Annotated in this window: 17 protein-coding genes and 2 tRNA genes; 9 read left to right on the plus strand and 10 right to left on the minus strand. The window is 67.9% G+C overall.

Translation table 11 applies throughout. The features are described 5' to 3' along the window. Positions 1-87 precede the first annotated feature (87 nt). From JUB11_RS30610 to JUB11_RS30620, 3 genes are all read right to left on the minus strand, one after another. A complete protein-coding gene (locus JUB11_RS30610) occupies positions 88-660 on the minus strand; it encodes an NAD(P)H-dependent oxidoreductase (protein ID WP_207462597.1) in 573 nt (190 codons plus the stop codon). 178 nt (positions 661-838) lie between these two features. Then, positions 839-2,188, minus strand: a complete 1,350-nt coding sequence (locus JUB11_RS30615; protein WP_207462598.1) for a sigma-54 dependent transcriptional regulator — start codon at positions 2,186-2,188, stop codon at positions 839-841. Continuing rightward, entirely contained in the window at positions 2,185-4,035 is a 1,851-nt protein-coding gene (locus JUB11_RS30620) for an ATP-binding protein (RefSeq protein WP_207462599.1), read from the minus strand. Before JUB11_RS30620 ends, JUB11_RS30615 begins: the two co-directional genes overlap by 4 nt. 235 nt (positions 4,036-4,270) lie before the next feature. Here JUB11_RS30620 and JUB11_RS30625 point away from each other — a divergent pair, with 235 nt between their 5' ends. Together JUB11_RS30625 and JUB11_RS30630 are read left to right on the plus strand one after the other, a co-directional pair. Continuing rightward, the gene (locus JUB11_RS30625; protein ID WP_207462600.1) at positions 4,271-5,590 is read left to right on the plus strand and encodes a dicarboxylate/amino acid:cation symporter; all 1,320 of its coding nucleotides are present in this window, start codon (positions 4,271-4,273) and stop codon (positions 5,588-5,590) included. Between the two features lie 177 nt (positions 5,591-5,767). Further along, positions 5,768-8,080, plus strand: coding sequence for an NADP-dependent malic enzyme (locus JUB11_RS30630; RefSeq protein ID WP_207462601.1), 2,313 nt, complete (start codon positions 5,768-5,770; stop codon positions 8,078-8,080). A 109-nt stretch (positions 8,081-8,189) separates the two neighbouring features. Here JUB11_RS30630 and JUB11_RS30635 read toward each other — a convergent pair whose 3' ends face one another. The 5 genes from JUB11_RS30635 to phoU all read right to left on the minus strand — a co-directional run bounded on the left by JUB11_RS30635 (position 8,190) and on the right by phoU (position 13,151). Continuing rightward, positions 8,190-9,200 carry an ABC transporter substrate-binding protein gene (locus JUB11_RS30635; protein ID WP_207462602.1) on the minus strand — a complete coding sequence of 337 codons (1,011 nt, stop codon included), beginning with the start codon at positions 9,198-9,200 and terminating at the stop codon, positions 8,190-8,192. A gap of 54 nt (positions 9,201-9,254) precedes the next feature. Then, on the minus strand, positions 9,255-10,433 hold the full coding sequence (locus JUB11_RS30640) for an ABC transporter permease (protein ID WP_247887446.1): 1,179 nt from the start codon (positions 10,431-10,433) through the stop codon (positions 9,255-9,257). Further along, positions 10,430-11,317 carry an ABC transporter permease subunit gene (locus JUB11_RS30645; protein WP_207462603.1) on the minus strand — a complete coding sequence of 296 codons (888 nt, stop codon included), beginning with the start codon at positions 11,315-11,317 and terminating at the stop codon, positions 10,430-10,432. The genes JUB11_RS30640 and JUB11_RS30645 overlap by 4 nt, the downstream gene beginning before the upstream one ends. Continuing rightward, a complete protein-coding gene (locus JUB11_RS30650) occupies positions 11,307-12,077 on the minus strand; it encodes an ABC transporter ATP-binding protein (protein WP_348771540.1) in 771 nt (256 codons plus the stop codon). The genes JUB11_RS30645 and JUB11_RS30650 overlap by 11 nt, the downstream gene beginning before the upstream one ends. A gap of 366 nt (positions 12,078-12,443) precedes the next feature. Next, positions 12,444-13,151 carry a phosphate signaling complex protein PhoU gene (gene phoU / locus JUB11_RS30655; RefSeq protein ID WP_207462605.1) on the minus strand — a complete coding sequence of 236 codons (708 nt, stop codon included), beginning with the start codon at positions 13,149-13,151 and terminating at the stop codon, positions 12,444-12,446. A gap of 436 nt (positions 13,152-13,587) precedes the next feature. On the opposite strand from phoU, the gene JUB11_RS30660 reads away from it, so the two are divergent. From JUB11_RS30660 to mrdA, 4 genes are all read left to right on the plus strand, one after another. Beyond that, a complete protein-coding gene (locus tag JUB11_RS30660; RefSeq protein WP_138066632.1) occupies positions 13,588-14,628 on the plus strand; it encodes a rod shape-determining protein in 1,041 nt (346 codons plus the stop codon). 103 nt (positions 14,629-14,731) lie between these two features. Beyond that, entirely contained in the window at positions 14,732-15,601 is an 870-nt protein-coding gene (gene mreC, locus JUB11_RS30665) for a rod shape-determining protein MreC (protein ID WP_207462606.1), read from the plus strand. 13 nt (positions 15,602-15,614) lie between these two features. Next, the gene (gene mreD, locus JUB11_RS30670) at positions 15,615-16,127 is read left to right on the plus strand and encodes a rod shape-determining protein MreD (RefSeq protein ID WP_207462607.1); all 513 of its coding nucleotides are present in this window, start codon (positions 15,615-15,617) and stop codon (positions 16,125-16,127) included. A gap of 7 nt (positions 16,128-16,134) precedes the next feature. Next, entirely contained in the window at positions 16,135-18,018 is a 1,884-nt protein-coding gene (gene mrdA, locus JUB11_RS30675; protein ID WP_207462608.1) for a penicillin-binding protein 2, read from the plus strand. A 21-nt stretch (positions 18,019-18,039) separates the two neighbouring features. Here mrdA and JUB11_RS30680 read toward each other — a convergent pair whose 3' ends face one another. After that, the gene (locus JUB11_RS30680; RefSeq protein ID WP_207462609.1) at positions 18,040-19,578 is read right to left on the minus strand and encodes a class I SAM-dependent methyltransferase; all 1,539 of its coding nucleotides are present in this window, start codon (positions 19,576-19,578) and stop codon (positions 18,040-18,042) included. 747 nt (positions 19,579-20,325) lie between these two features. On the opposite strand from JUB11_RS30680, the gene JUB11_RS30685 reads away from it, so the two are divergent. Together JUB11_RS30685 and JUB11_RS30690 are read left to right on the plus strand one after the other, a co-directional pair. Beyond that, positions 20,326-20,401: transfer RNA gene (locus tag JUB11_RS30685), tRNA-Lys, on the plus strand. Positions 20,402-20,442: 41 nt separating this feature from the next. Then, positions 20,443-20,518 (plus strand) — tRNA-Lys (locus tag JUB11_RS30690). A gap of 189 nt (positions 20,519-20,707) precedes the next feature. Here JUB11_RS30690 and JUB11_RS30695 read toward each other — a convergent pair. Continuing rightward, on the minus strand, positions 20,708-21,667 hold the full coding sequence (locus JUB11_RS30695; protein ID WP_207462610.1) for a DMT family transporter: 960 nt from the start codon (positions 21,665-21,667) through the stop codon (positions 20,708-20,710). Positions 21,668-22,119: 452 nt separating this feature from the next. Here JUB11_RS30695 and JUB11_RS30700 point away from each other — a divergent pair, with 452 nt between their 5' ends. Then, the gene (locus tag JUB11_RS30700) at positions 22,120-22,545 is read left to right on the plus strand and encodes a TerB family tellurite resistance protein (protein WP_207462611.1); all 426 of its coding nucleotides are present in this window, start codon (positions 22,120-22,122) and stop codon (positions 22,543-22,545) included. Positions 22,546-22,916 lie beyond the last annotated feature (371 nt).

Below are 22,916 nucleotides of genomic sequence, written 5' to 3' on the forward strand. Positions count from 1 at the left end.
TCAACTCCTCGAACCGCCCGGTGCGGACCCGCATGCCGGGTGGTGTGGGAGGGGTGCGGTCCACTAGGATCGCCCCCTATCCCGATTTTAAAGCGACCCGACCAGCCGGACTTCCTTCAGCAGGTCGTCCACCCCGGCGAGTGCGAAGGTCAGGGTGGCCTCGTCGGTGAGGCGGCCGTCCTTGATCTTCTCGTGGACGGCGGGGATCACGATCTGCGGGCGGGCGACGACGCGGCAGCCGGTCGCGGCCAGCGTCTCGCGCACCTGATACTGCGCGCGCACGCCGCCGGTGAAGGCGGGGGAGGCCGACATGATCAGCGCGGGTTTGCCGGGCAGGGCCGACTTGCCGTAGGGGCGCGAAGCCCAGTCCAGCGCGTTCTTGAGCACGCCGGACATGCCGTAATTGTATTCCGGCGAGATCACGACCAGCCCGTCGGCGTCGCGGATCGCCTGGCGCAGGGCGGCGACGCCGGCCGGCGGCTGGTCGGTGTCGATGTCCTGGTCATAGAGCGGAACGTCGTTCAGCGGCAGGATGGTCAACTCCGCCTTGCCCGCGAGCTTCTCGCGGAGCGTTTCGAGGACGGCGGTGCAGTGGGACCCCTTGCGGAGGCTGCCCGACAGGCCGAGAAGGCGGACCGGGCGGGACTGATCGTTCGGCATGGAATGGACTCGCGTGATGTGAATGCGTTGGTTTGCGCGGATGCAATGTTACCGTACGGTACGGAATGTCAACCGGGCGCGGGCGCGCTCACGCACCCGCCGGACAACAACTCCGCGAGGGCCGGATGGTTTCCGCCCCTCTGTCGAGCGGTCCTTCGACGAAGGCACCCCATGACCCTCACTCCACGAAATCGTCCCGGGTCAGGCCGTAGCGCTTGAGCTTGTCGTAGAAGGTCTTGCGGGGGATGTTCAGGGCTTCGATGGTGGCCTTGACGCTGCCCTTGTGGCGGGCGAGTTCGGTTTCGATGACGCTCTTCTCGAACAGGTCAACCCGCTCCGCCAGGGACTGCGGGCCGGCGTCGGGTGCTGCGGAGGCCGCCATGGTCTCGTCCAGCCCGAGCACGAAGCGGTCGGCGGCGTTGCGCAGCTCGCGGACGTTGCCGGGCCAGTCCTGCGCCATCAGCCCTTGCGCCAGCGCCGGCGTGAGGTCGCGCGGCTCGCGGTTGTAGCGGTTGGCGGCCTGCACCACGAAATGCCGGAACAGCAGCGGGATGTCCTCGCGCCGTTCGCGCAGCGGCGGGATGGTGATCACGACCACGTTCAGGCGGTAATAGAGGTCCTCGCGGAACTTGCCCTCTGCCGCGGCTTGGCGGAGATCGACCTTGGTCGCGGCGACGACGCGCAGGTCCACCGGCACGAGATCGTTGGAGCCCAGCGGCTCGACCGCCCGCTCCTGGATGACGCGCAGGAGCTTCACCTGGAGGGCCAGGGGCATGCTCTCGATCTCGTCGAGGAACAGCGTGCCGCCGCCAGCATGCTCGATGCGCCCGACCCGGCGCTTGGCGGCACCGGTGAAGGCGCCGGCCTCGTGGCCGAACAGCTCGCTCTCGAAGATGTTTTCCGGCATCGCCCCGCAGTTCAGCGCCACGAAGGGGTGCTTGCGCCGGCCGCTGCCGGCGTGGAGCGCGCGGGCGACCATCTCCTTGCCCGTGCCGGTTTCCCCCAGCACCAGGACGTCGGCGTCGGTGTCGGCCACGGCGGCGATCAGGGCGCGCAGCCGCTCGATCCCCGGCGTCCGGCCGATGATGGGGTGAGTGTCCTCCGTGCCGCCGGCCAGCCGCTCGCGCAGGGCGCGGTTCTCCATCACGAGGCGCCGTTTCTCCACCGCCCGCCGCGCGACCTCCACCAGCCGCTCCGACGGGAAGGGCTTCTCCAGGAAATCATAGGCGCCGTCGCGCATCGCCTGCACCGCCATGGGCACGTCGCCGTGCCCGGTGATCAGGATGACCGGAAGGTCGGGGTCGAGCGCCCGCACCCGCTCCAGCAGGGCGAGCCCGTCCATCCCCGGCATGCGCACGTCGGTGACGACGCAGCCGGGCCAGCCGCGGCCCAGATGGCGCAGGGCGCGTTCCGCTCCGTCGAAGGCGGTCACGTCGAAGCCGGCGAGTTCCAGCGCCTGCTGGCCGGCGAGCCGGACCGCGCGCTCGTCGTCGACGAACAGGACGGAACCGGAATCGGTGGGGGTCATCGTGGCGGCTCCGCGCGCTTGAGGTAAAGGGTGAACACGGCACCGGGGGCGTCGGCATCCGGCGCGTTGGCGGCGGTGAGCCGGCCGCCGAAATCCTCGACGATGCCGTGGCTGATGGAAAGCCCCAGCCCCAGACCATCGCCCGCGTCCTTGGTAGTGAAGAAAGGCACGAACAGGCGTTTCAGGTCGGCCTCCGCGATGCCGGTCCCGGTGTCGCGGACGGTCAGCAGGGCGTCACCGGCCGCGTCGGTGCTCAACCGGATGCGCAGGATCCGCTCGGGCATGCCGCGCATGGCGTCGGCGGCGTTGCCGAACAGGTTGACCAGAACCTGCTGGAGCCGGACGTCCTCGGCCAGGACCCAGGCGGGCTCTTCCGGCAGCTCCGTTTCCACCAGGATGCCGTCCCGGCGCAACCGCGCGCCGAGCAGGCTCAGCGCCCCGGCGACCGCCTGGGCGGCGGACACAGGGCCGAGCGTTCCGGAGGCGCGGCGGGCGAAGCCCTTGAGCTGCCGGGTGATGCCGGCCATGCGGTCGGTCAGGTCGGCGATTTCCGCGAGGTTGTCGCGCACGGACTGGTGTTTCTCCCGCTCCAGCAGCACCACCGCGTTGTCGGCGAAGCTGCGGATGGCGGCGAGCGGCTGGTTGATCTCGTGCGCGATGCCCGCCGACATCTGGCCGAGTGCCGCCAGCTTGGCGGCCTGGGTCAGCTCGTTCTCGGCCTCGCGCAGCTCGGCGGTGGTCTCCGCGACGCGGCGCTCCAGCTCCCGCCGGGCCTCCTCCTGCAGGGCGAGCCGCTCGGCGAAGGCGCGGCGGCGCTGCGCCACGGCATAGGTCCCGAGCGCGACCAGCCCGACCAGGGCGGCGGCGAGCAGGCCTGCCTGCCGTGCCCGCGCGCGCACCGCGTCCAGGCTGGTCAGTGCATGGAGCGTCCAGTCGCCGCCCGGCAGCGCCACGGACTGAAGCAGATGGGGGCGCATCCCCGTGCCGTCGCGCAGGGAGAAGCGGTCCGGGACGAACTCCTCCCGGCCCTCCTCGCGCCAGGGCGGCGGGCGGTACCGCCATTCCTCGACGTTGGTGATGAAGCCGAAGCCGGCGCGGTCGGCCACGAGCAGCTTTTCCCCCGCGCGCCGCCAGGTTTCCTCCAGCCGGTGGAACCCGACCTTGAGCACCACGGTGCCCACCGCCCGCCCGTCCGCCATCACCCGGTTGCCCGTGTAGTAGCCGGGTACGCCCGAGGTGGTGCCGAGCAGGAAATAGCGCCCCTCGCCGCGCTCCATGGCGATGCGGAAATAGGGGCGGAAGGAGAAGTTGCGCCCGACGAAGCTGTCCGGCTGGTTCCAGTTGCTGGAGACCAGCGTGTCGCCACGCGCGTCCATGACGTAGATGGCGAGCGCACCCAGCTCCCTGGCGATGACCTCCAGCTTGCGGTTCAGCCGGTCGAGGAGGGCGGGATCCGGCCGCTCGGAGGAGAGCAGCAGTTCCGCCACCTCCAGGTCGCGCGCCAGCACCGAGGGGATCGCCTCGTGCTTTTCCAGCTCGGTCCGCAGGTTGGCGGCGTAGAGCGACAGGCGGGACTGCCCCTGTTCCCGCAACGCCTCCTCGGCCAGCGCGCTGCTCCAGCGGACGGCGAGCGGCACCGCCACCGCCAGCCCGGCGAGAAGCACCGCCAGCGCGAGCAGGCCGGCCCGCACCGGGCGGAGGACGGTGCCGGGCAGGGCGCGCGGGCGCCGTCCGGGCAGGCCGTCCGGCGCGGTGCCGGTTTCTCCGGTCACGCTGTCACGGCTCGCGCTGTCACGGCTCGCGCTGTCACGGGTCACGATTTCACTGTTCACGGCTTCACTTTTCATGGCCCGGTCCGCCCCTGCTGCCCTGCGGGTGGGCTTGTGCGGGAATCCGCACGTTGCATCGGGCCGCGCGTGCGGTTTTCCACTCGATTTCCTTCACGGACTGCTTGCCACGCCTCGTTTATCGAACTGGCACACCGCTTGCTCTCAGGACCTTCCGAGTTCGGGACCGGCCCTTCGGCGACGCCGGCCGGGTCCCCAAAGGACATTCAGTAGAAGACACCCCCAGGAGACGGCGATGCAAGCCTCCACCCAGCCGGCGCAGCCGCAGCCGGCCGCCAAGAAGCCTTTCTATTCGAACCTGACGGTCCAGGTGCTGGGCGCCATCACCATCGGCATTCTGCTCGGGCATTTCTACCCGTCGCTCGCCGTCGAGATGAAGCCGCTGGGCGACCTGTTCATCAAGATGGTCAAGATGGTGATCGGCCCGATCGTCTTCCTGACCGTGGTCACCGGCATCTCCTCGATGGGCAACCTGAAGAAGGTCGGGCGGGTCGGTGGCAAGGCTCTGCTCTATTTCGAGATCGTCACCACGCTGGCGCTCGGCATCGGCCTGCTGGTCGTCAACCTCGTCAAGCCGGGCGCCGGGATGAACATCCAGCCGGGCCAGCTCAACGCCGCCTCCGTCTCGAAATACGCGACCGAGGCGCAGAGCCACGGCTTCATGGACTTCATCGTCGGCATCGTGCCGGACAACGTCGTCGGCGCCTTCGTGAAAGGCGACATGCTGCAGATCCTGTTCTTCGCGGTGGTCTTCGGCGCGGCGCTCGCCGCCATGGGGCAGAAGGGCAAGCCGGTCGAGGACCTGTTCGAGAAGCTGTCGCACGCCCTGTTCGGGGTGATCGGCATCCTGATGCGCGTCGCCCCGGTCGGCGCCTTCGGCGCCATGTCCTTCACCATCGGCAAGTACGGCGTGGAATCGCTCACCGCGCTGGGCCAGCTCATGGCCGCCGTCTACATCACCATGGCGCTGTTCATCTTCGTCGTGCTGGGCGGCATCAGCCGGATCTACGGCTTCAACATCCTGACCTTCATCCGCTACATCAAGGACGAGCTGCTGATCGTGCTCGGCACCTCCTCCTCGGAATCGGTGCTGCCGCGGATGATGGAGAAGATGCAGCGCTTCGGCTGCTCCAAGCATGTCGTCGGGCTGGTCATCCCGACCGGCTATTCCTTCAACCTCGACGGCACCTCGATCTATCTCTCGATGGCCGCGATCTTCATCGCCCAGGCCTTCAACGTCGAACTCACGATCTGGCAGCAGCTCTACATCCTCATCGTGCTGATGCTGACCTCGAAGGGTGCGGCGGCCGTGACCGGCGGCGGCTTCGTGACGCTGGCCGCGACCCTGTCGGCGACCGGCGTCCTGCCCATCGAGGGGCTGGCGCTGCTGCTCGGCGTCGACCGCTTCATGTCCGAGGCGCGCGCCCTGACCAACCTCGTCGGCAACGGCGTCGCCACGGTGGTCGTCGCCAAGATGGAGGGCGAATTCGACGAGTCGAAGGCGGTCGAGGAGTACCGGGACCATTTCAAGGAGCCGGCGCTGGCCCGTCTTTGACGGGATCGGGCGGCTTTGGTCCCAAGGAATGCCGAAAGGGCGGCTCTGGGCTGTCCTTTCGTCGTTCCGGTGCGGGACGTGATGCGGTATAAGCGCCGCAGCAAAGTCTGTCCGTTCGCCTGATCAACAGCAATCAACTGCCGATCAACTGTAATTTTGTAAGCTGGGGGGATCTAGATGGCCGGCGACCTCGAGTCCATGGCGCTTGAGTACCATCGTAAGCCGAAGCCGGGTAAGCTCGCGATCGTCGCGACGAAGCCGATGGCGAACCAGCGCGACCTCGCGCTGGCCTATTCGCCGGGCGTGGCGGCGGCCTGCATGGCCATTCACGCCGACCCGGCCCAGGCCGCGGAGCTGACCACCCGTTCCAACCTCGTCGCGGTGGTGACGAACGGAACGGCGGTGCTCGGGCTCGGCGACATCGGTCCCCTGGCCTCCAAGCCGGTCATGGAAGGCAAGGCCGTCCTCTTCAAGAAGTTCGCGGGCATCGACTGCTTCGACATCGAGCTGAACGAGAAGGACGTGGACGGGCTGGTGGACACCATCGCCCGGCTGGAGCCGACCTTCGGCGCCATCAACCTCGAGGACATCGCCGCCCCGGCCTGCTTCGAGCTGGAGCGGCGCCTGCGCGAGCGCATGCGCATCCCGGTCTTCCATGACGACCAGCACGGCACCGCCATCGTGGTGGGTGCCGCCCTGCTGAACGCGCTGAAGCTGACCGGCAAGGATCTCTCCACCGCGAAGATCGTGTCCACGGGCGGGGGTGCTGCCGGCATCGCCTGTCTGGACCTGATGCTGAGCCTCGGCGCCAAGCGCGAGAACATCTGGCTCGTGGACCGCATCGGCGTCGTTCATGTCGGCCGGAACGAGGAGATGAACCCCTACAAGGACGCCTACGCGAAGGACACCGACGCGCGCGTCCTGAACGATGTGATCGACGGGGCCGACATCTTCCTCGGCCTGTCCGGCCCGCGCATCCTGACCCCGGACATGGTCCGGCGGATGGCGGACAAACCGATCATCATGGCGCTCGCCAACCCCGAGCCGGAGATCATGCCGGACCTGGCGCGCGAGGCGAGCCCGCATGCGATCATCGCCACCGGCCGCTCGGACTTCCCCAACCAGGTCAACAACGTCCTCTGCTTCCCCTTCATCTTCCGCGGCGCGCTCGACGTGGGTGCGACGACCATCAACGAGGAGATGAAGATCGCGGCGACGCACGCCATGGCGAATCTCGCCCAGGCGGAGCCGTCGGACGTGGTGGCGGCGGCCTATGTGGGCGAGGATCTGCGCTTCGGCCCCGACTACATCCTGCCCAAGCCCTTCGACCCGCGCCTCGTGGTCGAGGTTTCCTCGGCGGTGGCGAAAGCCGCCATGGAGTCCGGCGTGGCGACGCGGCCCATCGCCGACTTCCGGGCCTACCGCGAGCAGCTCGAGAATCTGGTGCTGCGCTCCGGCCTCGTCATGAAGCCGGTGATGACCAAGGCGAAGTCCGCGCCCAAGCGCGTCGTCTACGCCGAGGGCGAGGATCCGCGCGTCCTGCGCGCGGCCCAGGTGGCGGTGGACGAGGGCATCGCCCAGCCGGTCCTGATCGGCCGGACCGAGGTGATCCAGCGCTGCATCGGCGAACTCGGCCTGCGGCTGAAACCGGGCAAGGACGTGGAGGTCATCGAGATCATCCGCGACATGCGCTATCACAGCTATGCGGAGGTCTACCGCAAGCTGATGAGCCGGCGCGGCATCACGCCGGCCAACGCCCGCACCGTCGTGCGGACCCAGCCGACCGTCTTCGGCGCGCTGATGGTCCGGCGCGGCGAGGCCGACGCGATGGTCTGCGGCACGACCGGCATCTTCAGCGAGCATTTCGCCCATGTCGTCCGCGTCATCGGGATGCGTCCCGGCGTGAAGCGGGCGTCGGCGATGAACCTGTTGATCTCGCAGAAGGGCACGCACTTCATCTCCGACACCTACTGCACGCCCGACCCGACGGCGGAGCAGATCGCGGAGATCGCCCGGCTGGCGACGGAGCAGGTGCGGCGCTTCGGCATCGAGCCGAAGGTGGCCCTGCTGTCGCACTCGAACTTCGGCAGCGGCACCACCCCGTCGGCCCGCAAGATGCGCCAGGCCTACGAGATCATCGCCCGCGAGATGCCGGAGCTGGAGGTGGACGGCGAGATGCACGCCGACGCCGCCCTGTCCGAGGCCATCCGCAAGGAGATCATGCCCGACAGCCGCCTGAAGGGCGAAGCCAACCTGCTGCTGATGCCGACGCTGGACGCCGCCAACATCGCCTTCAACATGCTGAAGGTTCTGGGCGACGCGCAGAATGTCGGGCCGATCCTGCTGGGTGCCGCGCGGCCGGTGCACATCGTGACCCCGTCGGTCACGACGCGCGGCCTCGTCAACATGACGGCCATCGCCGTGGTGGACGCGCAGAACGCCGCCCCGGTCAACGCGGCCCCGCAGCCGCCAGTGCTCGACCGGGAGTAAGGCCCTCCGTACCGGACCGCCCTTGGGCGGTCCGGTACGGGCGCATGAAAAAGCCCTCTTCCCCGGCCGGGGAAGAGGGCTTTTCCTTGGATAGCTTCAGGCCGGGTGCTTACAGGCCGGAGGCCTCATAGACCTTGTGGGTCCAGGCGCCCTCGGGCTTCTTGGTGATCACCGGCGCGGATTCTCCGGCCAGCAGGATGCCGACGGTCTGGTCGAAGGCCGCCGGGTCGAGATAGCCCATGCCCTTCTTCGAACCCTGAACCAGTGCCGCGACCTCCTTCATCATGGAGGTCTGGTGCTCTTCCGTCTGGGCGCCGGTGCTGTCGTTGTCGAGCACGATCTTCACCGCCTCGGCCTGGTTCTTGGCGGCGTAGTCCCAGCCCTTGGCCGAGGCCTTCACGAAGCGGGCGAGCCTGTCCACCATCTTGGCGTCGGCCAGCGACTTCTCCAGCGTGTAAAGGCCGTCCTCCAGGGTGGCGACGCCCTGCTCCTGGAACTTGAAGGTGACCAGCTCGGATTCCGGGACGCCGGCCTCCAGGATCTGGTGGTACTCGTTGTAGGTCATGGTGTTGATGCAGGAGGCCTGCTTCTGCAGCAGCGGATCGACGTTGAAGCCCTGCTTCAGGACCGTGACGTCCGGCTTGGCGCCGGAGGTGGAGAGGCCGAGCTGCGACATCCAGGCGAGGAACGGGTATTCGTTGCCGGAGAACCAGACGCCCAGCGTCTTGCCCTTGAAGTCGGCGGGGGCCTTGATGCCGCTGTCCTTACGGCAGGTCAGCATCAGGCCGGACTTCTGGAAGAACTGCGCGATGTTGACCAGCGGCACGCCCTTCTCGCGGGTGGCGAGCGCCGAGGGCAGCCAGTCCACCACCACGTCGGCGCCGCCCGCGGCGATGACCTGGCTCGGGTTGATGTCCGGGCCGCCCGGCTTGATGGTCACGTCGAGCCCGGCTTCCTGGTAGAAGCCCTTGGCCTGCGCGACGTAGTAGCCGGCGAACTGCGCCTGGGGCACCCACTTCAGCTGCAGGCTCAGCGTGTCGGCGGCCTGGGCGGCGGAGCCGGCGATGGCCCAGCCGGCGACGGCGGCGATCAGCGCCGCGATCTTCCCGAAACTCTTCATTCTCGCAGTTTCCCCTTTTTCATGAAGCCACTCGACGGAGCCAGGGGCCGGCGGTCAGCGCCGGCGCATGGACGGGTGCCAGGCGGTGGTGGCGCGCTCCAGCAGCGCCAGCCCGCCGTAGAAGAGGGAGCCGGTCAGCGCCGCCACCACGATCGTCGCCCAGACGATGTCGAGGTTCATGCGCGCCACCTCGGTCGAGATGCGGAAGCCCATGCCGACCACCGGCGTGCCGAAGAACTCCGCGACGATGGCGCCGATCAGCGCCAGGGTGGAGTTGATCTTCAGCCCGTTGTAGAGGAAGGGCAGCGCGTTCGGCAGGCGCAGCAGCGCCAGCGTGCGCCAGTAGCCCGCCGCGTAGGAGCGCATCAGGTCGATCTGGATGCGCTCCGACGCGGCGAGCCCGGCCAGCGTGTTGATCAGCATCGGAAAGAAGGTCATCACCACGATGACCGCCGCCTTGGACTGCCAGTCGAAGCCGAACCACATCACCATGATCGGCGCGATGCCGACGATGGGGATGGCGCTGGCGACGTTGCCGAGCGGCAGCAGGCCGCGCGCCAGGAAGGGCACGCGGTCGGCCAGGATCGCCACGGCGAAGCCGGCGCCGCAGCCGATCAGGTAGCCGCGCAGCACCGACTTCACGACCGTCTGGTAAAAATCGGCCCACAGCACCGGGGCCTGCGCCGCCGTGGTGGCGAGGATGGCGCTGGGCGCCGGCAGCAGGATGAAGGGCACCGAGAAGCCGCGAACGACTACCTCCCAGCCGGCCAGCAGCCCGAGCCCGAAGAGCCCCGGCACGACCGCCGACCGCAGCGCGCCCGGCACGGCCGAGAAGACCGCCAGCACGCGCCAGAGCAGGACGGTCGCCGCCACGAGAAACAGCCACATTCCCCAGGCCCGGCCGAGGTCGAACCCCTCGCCCAGCAGGTGGAAGGGCAGGGCCCAGGCGAGCAGCACCGCCGCCAGCTCCATGACCGCGGAGCGCATCGGCGTGACGGCGCTCCGCCCGGTGCCGACGCACAGAGCCGCCCCCAGCAGGAAGAGCAGCGCCATCGGATGACCGAGCCAGGTCACCGCGGCACCCTCGGCGCCGCGCTGCCCGATCGGCAGGAACAGGGCGAGCGCCGCGAGCCCCGCGACGACGGGCAGCATTCCCGCGGGCGAGGGACGGCGGACGGGGCGGGCGGGGGCGGCCTTGCCCCCTGCCGCCTGGGCCAGGACCGGACCGCTCATCGCGCACCCGCCTGACGGACGACCACGGTTTCGGCGACGCGAACCACGCCGATCAGCGCCATGGACAGGAGGGCGGCCATGACAAGGGCGCTCCAGATCTGGATGGTCTGGCCGTAATAGGATCCGCTCAGCAGCCGCGTGCCGATGCCGGCCTGCCCGCCCGTCGGCAGCTCGGCGACGATGGCTCCGACGACGCTGATCGCCACCGACACCTTGAGGCTGGCGAAGAGGTAGGGCAGGGAGGCCGGTGTCCGCAGCTTCCAGAAGGTGGTGGCCGCCCCGGCGCTGTAGGTCCGCATCAGGTCGAGCCAAAGCGGGTCGGCGGCGCGCAGGCCCTTCACCATGCCGACCGTGATCGGGAAGAAGCACAGATACATGCAGATCAGCGCCTTGGGCATGAGGCCGGTCAGGCCGGCGTTGCCGAGAATGACCACGACCATCGGGGCGATGGCGAGGATCGGAATCGTCTGGGAGGCGATGACCCAGGGCAGCAGGCTGTGTTCCAGCACCTTCACATGGACGATGCCGGCCGCCAGCACGATGCCGAGCAGGACGCCGAGCCCGAGCCCCGTCAGCGCCGCCCCGGCGGTGACGCCGGCGTGGTACAGCAGGTTGCGCACGTTGGTCAGCGGATAGCCGGTGACCGACTTGTGCAGCTCGACCAGGATCTGGTCCGGCGTGGGCAGGAGCGGGCGCGGCATGGTGAAGGCGCGCCGGGCGAAATCCATCGCACCCCAATCCGTCCCGGCGCGGTTCAGCATCTCCGCCGCCTGCGGGCCGTTGAGCCACAGGGTGCCCGCGTACCACAGGACCAGCACGGCCAGAAGCGTCACGCCAAGGGGCAGCAGCCTCTCCCCGACCGTCACCCCCACCCTAGTCGTCATAGGAGTGCCCTTCCTTCAGCCCCTCGCGGACGCGGTGGGCGATGGCGGCGAACTCGGGCGTCTCGCGGAGGTCCAGCGTGCGTTCGCGCGGCAGGTCGCAGTCGATGACGTCGAGGATGCGGCCGGGGCGCGGGCTCATCACCACGATGCGGGTGGACAGGAAGACGGCCTCGGAGATGGAGTGGGTGACGAAGACGCAGGTCTTGCCCATCCGCCGCCAGAGCTGGGTCAGGTGCAGGTTCAGGTGGTCGCGGGTGATCTCGTCGAGCGCGCCGAACGGCTCGTCCATCAGCAGCAGCTCCGGCTGGAGGGCCAGCGCGCGGGCGATGGAGGTCCGCTGCTGCATGCCGCCGGAGAGCTGCCAGGGAAACTTCTTCTCGAAGCCGGCCAGCCCGACCAGCTCGAGCTGAGCGCGGGCGCGGGCCTGCCGCTCCGCCTTGGGCAGACCCATGATCTCCAGCGGCAGCATCACGTTGCGCTCGATGCTGCGCCAGGGATAGAGGGCGGGCGCCTGGAAGACGTAGCCGTAGAGCCGGTCGAGCCGCGCCTTTTCCGGCGTGGTGCCGGCGACGGTGATGGCGCCGCCGGTCGGGCGCTCCAGATCGGCGATGACGCGCAGCAGCGTGGTCTTGCCGCAGCCCGACGGCCCGATCAGCGAGACGAAATCCCCCTCGCGGATGATGAGGCTGACCTCGCTGAGGGCGACGACCGGCTTGTCGGTGGCCTGGTACACCAGGGAGAGCTTGTCAGCCTGGACGATGGGCCGGGGCAGGGCATCGGGTGCCCCGCCGGCCGCCTCGGACGGCTGGAGTGACGTTTGAGCAAGCACCAACGGCATCCTCTTGGAGTGTGACCGGCCACGGCCGGGGACTTCGCAAGATCGGAGCCAAGTTCCTGTCCTATCCGTCAGGAAACTTTAAAGCGCGGTAGAACAAAAGGAATTCGCCACCGATGCCGGGAGCGTGACAGGATTCGGGGGCATCGGGCCAGAGAAATCTGCACGAAGAAGAGGCGAATTTTGCCTTTTAACAATGCAGGTGGCGCCGCCAATACATGCTGCATTGCACAGGCGCCAAGACCAGGGGGCGGACGGTTCCGCCGCCCGCCCCCGGTCCGAAGGTCCCGGTCAGTCCTGGCTGCGGTTCCGGTCGGCCGACTGCGGCCGTTCCTCCAGCAGCGGACGGCCGGTCGAGACGTAATGCACGACCTCGGCGATGTTGGTGGCGTGGTCGCCGATGCGCTCCAGGCTCTTGGCGATGAAGAGCAGGTGCATGTGCTGGGTGAACTGCTCGCCCGAACGGCGGCCGGACTCGGTGATGCCCTGGCACAGGCTGGTGTACAGCTCGTCCACCTCCTGGTCGGAGCGCCAGATGCGCAGCGCCGCCTCGACGTCGCGGTCCACATAGGCGTCGATGACGGCGGTCAGCCGCTCGCGCACCAGCCGGCCGAGCGCCGGCAGGGAGCCGATGGGGGGGCCGTCCGGCCCTTCGACGAGTTCGACCGAACGGCGCGCCGTGTTCTTTGCGTGATCGCCGACGCGCTCCAGGTTGCCCGCGATCTTCAGCGCGCCGATCACCTCGCGCAGATCGTCGGCGACCGGCTGGCGCAGCACCAGCATGCGCATGCAGGAGGCTTCGATCTCGTGCTCGAAGCTGTCCAGATGCAGGTCCGCGTCCACGATCTCGCGGGCGAGATCCGGGTTGCGCTGCGTCAGGCAGGCCAGGGTCTGGTCGATCTGGGTTTCGGCCGCGCCAGCCATCTGCACGATCCCCGACTTCAGCCGCTTCAGCGCGTCCTCGTAGGCGGTGACGATGTGCGGGGGAGTGTTCTTCATGGGTCGGACCTTTCCTGCACGGCGGGTGGTGTCCACCCTTGTTTTCGACGGGCGCAAGTTAGCCGTGATCGCCGGGCAAGGCCAGAGCCTCGCGGGATCCGGAGGTGGGCCTGCGGGCCGGGAGGCTGCGAATACGGGGTAAGGGCCGTTTCATTCCTTGCCGTTGACAGAAAATTAACCGTGATTGGCCAGTCTTGGGGTCAACGACGGCCGGCGTCTCGCCGGTCCTTCGCGGAGCCGGCCGCATCGCGCTTCGCCCTTCCGGGGGCCGGGTTCCGCATCGAAAGTGACCTCGCTCGGGTTTCTGGATTGCGTCCTTGCGGCGCACTCTCCGCTTGAGCGTGAACAAGCATTCGTCTATGGAACCCTTGCGGCAATGGCTACGCCCATCCGCCGATAAGGCCGTCTCAACCGCATTGAAGAGCTAGTCCGGTCCATGCTTTCCAAACTGCTCGGCGTTCTGTCCGCCGACATGGCGATCGATCTGGGGACGGCCAACACCCTGGTGTACGTCAAGGGCCGCGGCATCGTCCTGAACGAGCCGTCCGTCGTTGCCATCGCCAATGTGCGCGGCAAGAAGCAGGTTCTCGCCGTCGGCGACGAAGCCAAGATGATGCTCGGCCGCACGCCCGGCAACATCCAGGCCATCCGCCCGCTTCGCGACGGAGTCATCGCCGACTTCGAAGTCGCCGAGGAGATGATCAAGCATTTCATCCGGAAGGTGCACAACCGGCGCAGCTTCGCCAGCCCGCAGGTCATCATCTGCGTGCCGTCGGGGTCCACCGCCGTCGAGCGCCGCGCGATCCAGGAGTCGGCCGAGGCCGCCGGCGCGCGCCGGGTGTTCCTGATCGAGGAGCCCATGGCCGCGGCCATCGGCGCCGGCCTGCCGGTGACCGAGCCGACCGGCTCGATGGTCGTCGACATCGGCGGCGGCACCACCGAAGTGGCCGTGCTGTCGTTGGGCGGCATCGTCTATTCGCGGTCGGTCCGCGTGGGCGGCGACAAGATGGACGAGGCCATCATCGGCTTCATCCGCCGCACCCACAACCTGCTGGTCGGCGAAGGCTCGGCCGAGCGGATCAAGAAGGAAATCGGCTCCGCCTGCCCGCCCGAGGACGGCGAGGGCCGCATCCTCGAGATCAAGGGCCGCGACCTGATGAACGGCGTGCCCAAGGAACTCATCATCTCCGAGCGGCAGATCGCGGAATCGCTGGCCGAGCCGGTGTCGGCGATCGTCGAGGCGGTGAAGGTGGCGCTGGAGCACACCGCTCCGGAGCTGGCGGCCGACATCGTCGACAAGGGCATCGTGCTCACGGGCGGCGGCGCGCTGCTCGGCAACCTGGACTTCGTGCTGCGGCACGCCACCGGGCTGCCGGTCTCCATCGCCGACGACCCGCTCTCCTGTGTCGCCTTGGGCACAGGCCGCGCGCTGGAAGAGATGAAGACGCTCAAGAACGTGCTCGTCAGCGCTTATTAAGCCGTCCTGGTGATGTTACACTTGGGCTAATACCTTCGGTCGTCGCGGTGCTTCCGGTGCCGCGGCGCCGAGGGCGGACCGCGACCCTGTACGGGAAGATCCTGTGAAGCCGCGCACCTCCGGATCCGTCATACGCCTCACCGCCCCGTTGCGGGCCCTCGCCCAGCGCTTCTCCTTCCTCCTTCTCCTCCTCGCGTCCGTCGCCCTGATGATGGCCGGCAAGATCGACGCCCTGTGGGTCGACAGCTTCCGCGCCCGCGTCACGGACGCCTTCGTGCCGATCCTCGACGCCATCTCCCGCCCGGCGGCCACCGCCGCGCATCTGGTCGAGTCGGTCGTGCAGGTCGAGAACGCGTTCGAGGAGAACCAGCGGCTGAAGGCCGAGAACGCCCGCCTCCTGCAATGGAAGCAGGCGGCGCTGCGGCTGGAGGCGGAGAACATCAGCCTGCGCGGCCTGCTCCACGCCACGCCGGAGCCGCCGGTCTCCTTCATCACCGCCCGCGTCATCGCGGCGCCCGGAAGCTCCTTCCTGCGCGCGCTGGTGGTGACCGCCGGACGGCGCGACGGGGTGCGCAAGGGGCAGGCGGCGATCGCCGACGCCGGCCTGATCGGCCGCGTGGTCGAGGTCGGGGAATGGTCGTCGCGCATCCTGCTGCTCACGGACATCAACGCGCGCATCCCGGTGTCCTTGGAAAGCTCCCGCATACGGGCGGTCATGGCCGGCGACAACTCCGACCTGACGCGGCTGCTGTACCTGCCGCAGGACGCGCCGGTTTCGGTCGGCGAACGTGTCGTCACCTCGGGCCATGGCGGCGTGTTCCCGCCGGGCCTGGCGGTGGGCGTCGTCGCCGCGGTCGGCGAGAAGGGCATCCGCGTCCAGCCGAACGTCGACCTGTCGCGGATCGAGCATATCCGGCTCGTCGATTTCGGGCTGCCGGGCGGCGAGTCCGAGAGCGTGAGCGAGTTGAAATGACAGTCCGCGGGACATGACGGCAGGCTTCTGGCAGAGGCTCGACAAGACAGGCCGCAACCTCGCGCCCTTCGCGGTCACGGTGATGCTGGTCCTGGTCGGGCTGGTGCCGTTGCAGATCCCCTCCTACGCGGTCGTCGCCCCGCAGTTCGCGCTGACGGCCGTCTTCTACTGGGCGATCCATCGGCCCGACCTGATGCGGCCGGTCACGGTGTTCCTCATCGGCCTGCTCCAGGATCTCCTGAGCGGCGGTCCGCTGGGGCTCAACGCGCTGGTGTTGCTTCTCGTCCACGGAATCGTCCTGAATCAGCGCCGGGTCTTTCTTGCGAGCACCTTCGCGCTTATGTGGGTGGGGTTCGGGATGATGGTGACCGGTGCCGCCCTTCTGCAATGGGCCGCCTACTCGCTGCTGTCCGGCACGGCGCTGCCGGTCTGGCCGGCGCTGTTCCAGGCCCTGATGACACTGGCCTTTTTCCCGGCGATCGCGTGGCTTCTGCTGCGCGTCCACCGCGCTTTCCTGCAGGGATGACCGCCCGATGAGCGGCATGGACCGTGACAACGACCGATACCGTTCCCTGACCCGGCGCGCGCTGGTTCTGGGCGGGATGAAGCTCGGGCTGCTCTCGACCCTTGTGGGGCGCCTCTATTACCTCCAGGTCGTGGAGTCGCAGAAATACACGATGCTGGCGGAGGAGAACCGCATCAGCCTGCGGCTTGTGGCGCCCTCGCGCGGGCCGATCGTGGACCGGTTCGGCATCCCGCTGGCGGTCAACCAGCAGAATTACCGGGTCGTCGTGGTGCAGGAGCGCACCCGCAACATCCAGGAGACGCTGGACAAGATCTCGCAGATCGTCCCCCTGACCGAGGGCGACCGGCGCCGCGTGCTGCGCGAGATCGCGCGCAAGCGCCGCTTCGTCCCGGTCACCGTGCGCGAGAACCTCACTTGGGAGCAGGTCGCCACCATCGAGATGAACACGCCGGACCTGCCGGGCGTGGCCATCGAGGTCGGCGAGATCCGCAACTATCCCTTCTCGGAAGCGACGGCGCACATCCTGGGCTATGTGGGGGCGGTCTCGGAGGCGGAGCTGAACGGCGATCCCGTGCTCTCCCTGCCGGGCTTCCGCATCGGCAAGGCCGGGATGGAGAAGTATCACGAGAAGGCGCTGCGCGGCACCGCCGGCACCAGCCAGCTCGAGGTGAACGCCGTCGGCCGCGTCATCCGCGAGCTGTCGCGCGACGAGGGGCAGCCGGGCCGCGAGGTGCAGCTCACCCTTGATGTCGGCCTTCAGCAGTTCGTCCAGCAGCGGCTGTCCCAGGAGACGAGCGCCTCGGCCGTGGTGATGGACGTCCACACCGGCGGCGTCTACGCGCTCAGCTCCCACCCCAGCTTCGACCCCAACCAGTTCACGATGGGCATCAGCGCCGAGTTGTGGGAAGAGCTGCTGGCCAACCCGGCGACGCCGCTCAGCAACAAGGCGGTGGCCGGCCAGTACCCGCCGGGCTCCACCTTCAAGCCGATGGTCGTGCTGGCGGCGCTTGAATCGGGCATCATCAACAAGAACCACTCCGTCTTCTGCCCCGGCCACATGGATCTGGGCGACCACCGCTTCCACTGCTGGAAGCGGGGCGGGCACGGCACGGTGGACCCCGTCGGGGCGCTGCGCCATTCCTGCGACGTGTGGTTCTACGACGTGTCGCGCCGCATCGGCATCGACCGCATCGCCGAGATGTCGCGCCGCTTCGGGCTGGGTGACCAGCTCAAGCTCGACCTGCCGCACGAGCGGCCCGGCCTCATCCCCTCAATCGCCTGGAAGAAGGGCGCGCTCGGCAAGGGCTGGACGCAGGGCGAGACGCTGATCGCCTCCATCGGTCAGGGCTATGTGCTGGCGACCCCGCTCCAGCTTGCCGTCATGACGGCGCGGCTCGCCAACGGCGGCTTCGCCGTCCAGCCGCACCTGACCAAGCAGATCAAGGCGACGGCGACCGAACAGACGGTCTGGCCCAGCATCGGCGTGAAGAAGGAGAATCTGGACGTCGTGCTGCGCGGCCTGATCGAGGTGACCAACGCGCCCAACGGCACGGCCTTCAAGTCGCGCATCACCGAAGCGGGCTACGAGATGGCCGGCAAGACCGGCAGCGCCCAGGTCCGCCGCATCACAATGGCCGAGCGCAGCGGCGGCGTGCGGAAGAACGAGGATCTTCCCTGGCGCGAGCGCGACCACGCGCTGTTCATCTCCTACGCCCCGGTGCACGCGCCGCGTTACGCCTGCATGGTCTTCGTCGAGCATGGCGGCGGCGGCTCGACGGCGGCGGCGCCGATCGCGCGCGACATCCTGCTGGAAACGCAGAAGCGCGATCCCGGCCGTGCGGCGGTGGCCGACCGGACATCCCCGGTTCCAGTGCCCGGCATCAACGGCTGAGTCCGGGAGTAGACGCCGGGTTCAGGCGATCCCGAGCGCCGCGAGAACCGGCAAGCGCCGCCGGGCGAAGGCCTCGTCGCGGCCGCGCAGTTCGGCGATGTTCTCCTCGGCCGTGGCGAGCCGCCGTCCGTCGCGGCTGAGGGCCAGCCCCTCGGCCGAGAGTTGCTCCCAGGCGAAGACGGCCGGATCGAACCGCTCGCGGCGGGCCAGCAGGAACAGGCATTCCAGCCGGGACAGGGCGACACCGCTTCCCAGCAGCGGGGAGGCGAGGTGGCGAAGCTCGTCCCCGGTCCGGTTGCGCTCCAGCACCATCCTGTTGAAGCGGTCGGTGGAGGCACGGCGCGCCTCGTACCCATTCGGGCCGGGCACCGGCGCCGCGAGCGCGAGGCTCGTCAGCACCATCAGGGCGCGGACGACCGCGTCGAAGCCTTGGCGGTCGAGGCCGGGCAGGGCCAGCAGTTCGTCCAGGCTGCGGGGCGCCTCGGCGAGCGCTTGGCCGATTGGGCCGTACAGGTCCTGCGGCAGGTCCACCCGGCCAACGGGCGCGCCGATCGTCTCCGGCAGGTCGTCGGGCGGAACCAGCAGAGCGAAGCGGGCGGCGCCCAGCAGCACCCGCCGTTCCCGCGGGTTCAGCCGCTCGGCCCCCTTCACGAACAGGTCGCGCCGGAAGGCGCGGTTCATCAGGATGTCGCGCAAGGTTTCCCGGTATTCGGCCGACGGCGCTTCCTGCAGCAGCGAGAGCCCTTCCGGGGACAGGTTGAGATCGTCGATCCCGTCGAGCGGTGTTGCCGGGCCGGCGTAGGAGAGCTTCGCCGCCGCCAGGCCGCGCGCGACGTCGCCCGCATAGAAGGCGGTCCAGTCCCGGTTCAGATATTCGTGCGCGATGTAGTTCGGCGTCTTACGCTTGATGGATTCGATGCGGTCGATCACCCCGTCCGTCTGGGCGAGATGGCCTGTCCGGATCGCCGCGGCGCGGCCGGCGAAGGTGACCGCATCCTCGATGCGCCGGGGCAGGGGGCCGGGAGCGGCACCGGTGTGCTCCATCAGGATCTGCCGGAGCGGCATGTAGGCCAGCGTGCCCGGCAAGGCGTTGTAGCTGAGGAAGAGCACGCCGCCCGGCTTCAGGCGCCGCCGCAGGATGTCCAGCAGGATGGACCGGTTCTCGGCGCTGATCCAGGACCAGACGCCGTGCAGCGCCACGAAGTCGTACATGACCTCATTGATGACCCCATCGCGGGCGGCCAGCTCGGCGAAGCTGTCCTCCGACAGGCCGAGATTGGCGAGTCCGGCCTCCTCCGCGACACGGGCCGCGCCGGCGATGTGGGCGGGGTTGAAATCGACGGCGTCGAAGCGGGCGGCCGGATGCGCCGCCGCGAACAGGGCCGAACTGCCGGCATGGCCGGCGCCGAGTTCGGCGTAATGGAAACGTCCGGTCAGCTCGGCCGGCGGCCGGTAGCCGTTCAGCAGGAGAGCGAACCCGATCAGGGCCGGGGACAGATCCCGGTAGAAGGCATGGATGTAATCAATGCCCTGAACATAGCCCTCGCTCCAGTCCCGCATGATCCCCCTCCGTGCCGTGCGGGCGGACCTAATCACAGCTTGCCGGCCAGGGAAAGGGGAGGCGGCCGGAGCCTGGCCGGGCAAGGCGCGGCGCCCTGGTACGAAAGTACCTATGTTTGCCGGCCGGATGGTTTGCTAACCTCGGAACATCCCAAGGCGGCAAGAAAAAACCCGCCCCGGAGCGAACCGAGGCGGGAAACAGTTTAATGGGAGGATCGCGAACAGCCTTGCTTTCGCGTCCAAGAGCAATATGCATAAAGTTCGCACGAAAAGCAATCCCCTATTCTCGAAATAGGGGAGCGTTTCCGCGTGCGCCTGCTCTTTGATAATCCAAAAAGAAAAGCCCGCCGGAGCAAGTCCGGCGAGCTGAGTTGTCGACTGGAAAAACGCGACTGTGACGCACGGACGGTAGTCCCGGCCGCCCCGGCAGGGCAAGCGGCGCCCATTGCTTTTCCACTCTGCGGAACAACGTCCCGAAATGCGGCGCTCAGCCGGCAACGCGACTTTCGGCCGGTGGCATCGCGCGAGCCGGGGCCAGCGGATGCCCCGCCCGTCCCGCATCCGGAAGGAGCCGCGTACGCCCCTCCCAGAAAATCGCACGGACGATCCATTTTGGTATCGACAAGCCTCCGCTCCTTGGCTATAACCCCGCCCACACCGGCCGGGACAACGGACTGGACGGAAGGAAGCCTAGTCTGAACTTTCAGGGATGACGGGCTCCGCTCGGCGAAGCCGGGTTTTGGGAATGGGCGCATAGCTCAGTTGGTAGAGCAGCTGACTCTTAATCAGCGGGTCCAAGGTTCGAGTCCTTGTGCGCCCACCATTCCCAGACTCAACCGCCATGAGCGACACCCGAGACACGATGGGCGCATAGCTCAGTTGGTAGAGCAGCTGACTCTTAATCAGCGGGTCCAAGGTTCGAGTCCTTGTGCGCCCACCATCGTGCCAGCGGTTTTGACAGTTACAACCCATTCAGATCATTCCGCGAAGCCTGGCCTTGTGCCGGGCTCTTCGCGTTTTACCGGCCCTGAACTCCAGGCTGGGCATGCCGGCTCATGGTAACGCGCCAAGCCATCGCGGGGATGCCGTTCCCGCCTGAACAGCATCCCCGCCGCGCGCCGGTTCCAGCTCATTCCCGCCGCGTGCCCAACCTCGTTTCATTCGGCTTGGCGGCATCGCCGTTTGCGGCAGGGTCCGTCGGCTTTACTCGGCCCTGGTAGAGGAGATAAAGGCCGGAGGCGATCACGATGGTGCCGCCGATCAGGGTCCAGCCGTCGGGAACCTCACCGAAAATCATGAAGCCGACCAGTGCGACCCATACCAGTTGCACGTAGAAGAAGGGCGCGAGGGTCGAGGCCGGGGCGAATCTGTGGGCCAGGATGAGCAGCCAGTGCCCGAGCGAGCCGAAAACGACCGTCGCGGCCATGGCGGCCCAGACCCGTGGGTCCGTCGGTGTGGTCCAGACGAAGAACAGGATGGGCAGAGCCAGGATCGAACCAACAAAACCGGTATAGAACATCGTCGTTTCCGGCGTGTCGCGCGCCGTGAGGAGACGTGTCGTGACGACGTACAGGGCGTTGGATCCGGCGGTGATCAGGGAAAGGAGCGCCGCCGGATGGATGCCCTCGCCTCCGGGCCGGGTGATGACGAGGACGCCGATGAAGCCGACCACGACGGCACCGATCTGGCGGATGCCGATCCACTCGCCGAGCAACGGTCCCGCGATGAGCGTGACGATCAGCGGCGAGGCAAAGTTGATCGAGGTCGCCTCGGTCAGCGGCAGGTAGCGAAGGGCGGCAAAGTTGCAGAACGTTGCGATCGTGAGGCAAAGAGCACGGCCGCACTGAAGCTTGAGGCTCTGCGTCTTCAGGATGCCGCGTCTGCTGAAGGGGTTCAGGAAGAAGCTGACGAGCAGAAAGCTTCCCAGATACCGCACGGACGCGGTCTGCAACGGGTCCGTCGTCTGGTTGACCCATTTCGCCGATGCGTCCAGGGCAGCAAAGCAGGCGACCGTTCCTATGATGAGAGCGACGCCGATGAGAGTCTGGCGTCTTTCCTTCGAGCGCAACGCAATTTGTTCATCGGGCAATATTCTGTCTCCCCGCGATCACGCGGAATGAGGATGCCGGCGGCCTGCCGTTTGCCGCCAATCTAGCGAAGGGATGATGCAGAGGCGAGGAGACGGGAACAGGCTGCGATATCTTCTTCTGCTTGCATGTCCCGGCTTTCGGGGAATGGCTTGGAGGATTACGGGGCTGGTACCGCTGCTCGGGCCTCGATCAGGTGATCAAATCTGGGGTTGGGTGGCCCTCCCGGTCGATCCCCCAAGGCGATCAGCCCCCGGCTAACATTCCTGCCGATTCCAGGGTTCCGACCGCCCGGCGCTGAAAGGTGGCCGGCGCATGATCCAGGAGCAGGACGGGATCGGCCGTGGTTCGCTGATCCTGTACCGATTTCTTCGGGTTTGCGGCGGCCGCCGCCTTGTTGGCCGCGTCCCTCCACCCCCATATGTCCGGCCTCAACATCGTTGGAGGTAAACGCATGGGCCTGTTCGACATGTTCAAGGGATCGGCGCCGCTGGACATCACGCCGCGCCGCGCACTGGTGGTGTCCCTGATCTACTGCATGGGCTCCGATGGCGAGATGGACCCGGAGGAGGTCGGCCACCTCGTCTCCGTGCTTGGGCGGAGCGCCACGCGGGAGGAGCTGGAGCGCTGCCTGAAGTTCGCGCGCGCCACGCCGGCCGACAAGTTCCTGGAGGAGGCGGCCCCGAAGCTCAACGAGCGGCAGCGCCTGTGCATCCTCCTGAACATGATCGACAGCGCCATGGCGGATGGAGAGGCGGAGCGCGGCGAGCAGGAGCTGATCGCGCGCTTCCAGCGCGCCTTCGGTTTCGACGACGCCAAGCTCGGGCCGCACTTCCAGGCGCTGATGGCGAAGAACGACCGAAGCGTGCTGGACGTCTGACGCTTGCGGGCGGGCCAGGTCCGAGCGGTCCTGACCCGCCCTGGATGAAAAATCCGGATGGGTTTGAAAAAAGCCCTTGCTAGCCCCTCACCCTCTGGCCTATATACCGCCTCCCCGACGCGGCGCCGCCGACCAAGCGATGACGCGAAAGGGGAAAGCGAAGGACAGGGCAAGCAGAGAGTAAGTTGTACCCTCGGGTGCGAGTGAAATTAGCAAGCTCGGCCGGAGCAGAGAAAAAGGTCTTTACATCGTCGTCCTGAACGACTACATGATGTGGACCGAGCGGCGCCGAGCGCCGCGGGATCTTTTAAAAGTGAAGACCGTGTTGTGAGAAGGGATGCGCAGGCGGCGGCTTTGTTGGCCGTTGACGC

This window comes from Azospirillum sp. SYSU D00513 (assembly GCF_017356015.1).
Classification (GTDB): domain Bacteria; phylum Pseudomonadota; class Alphaproteobacteria; order Azospirillales; family Azospirillaceae; genus Azospirillum.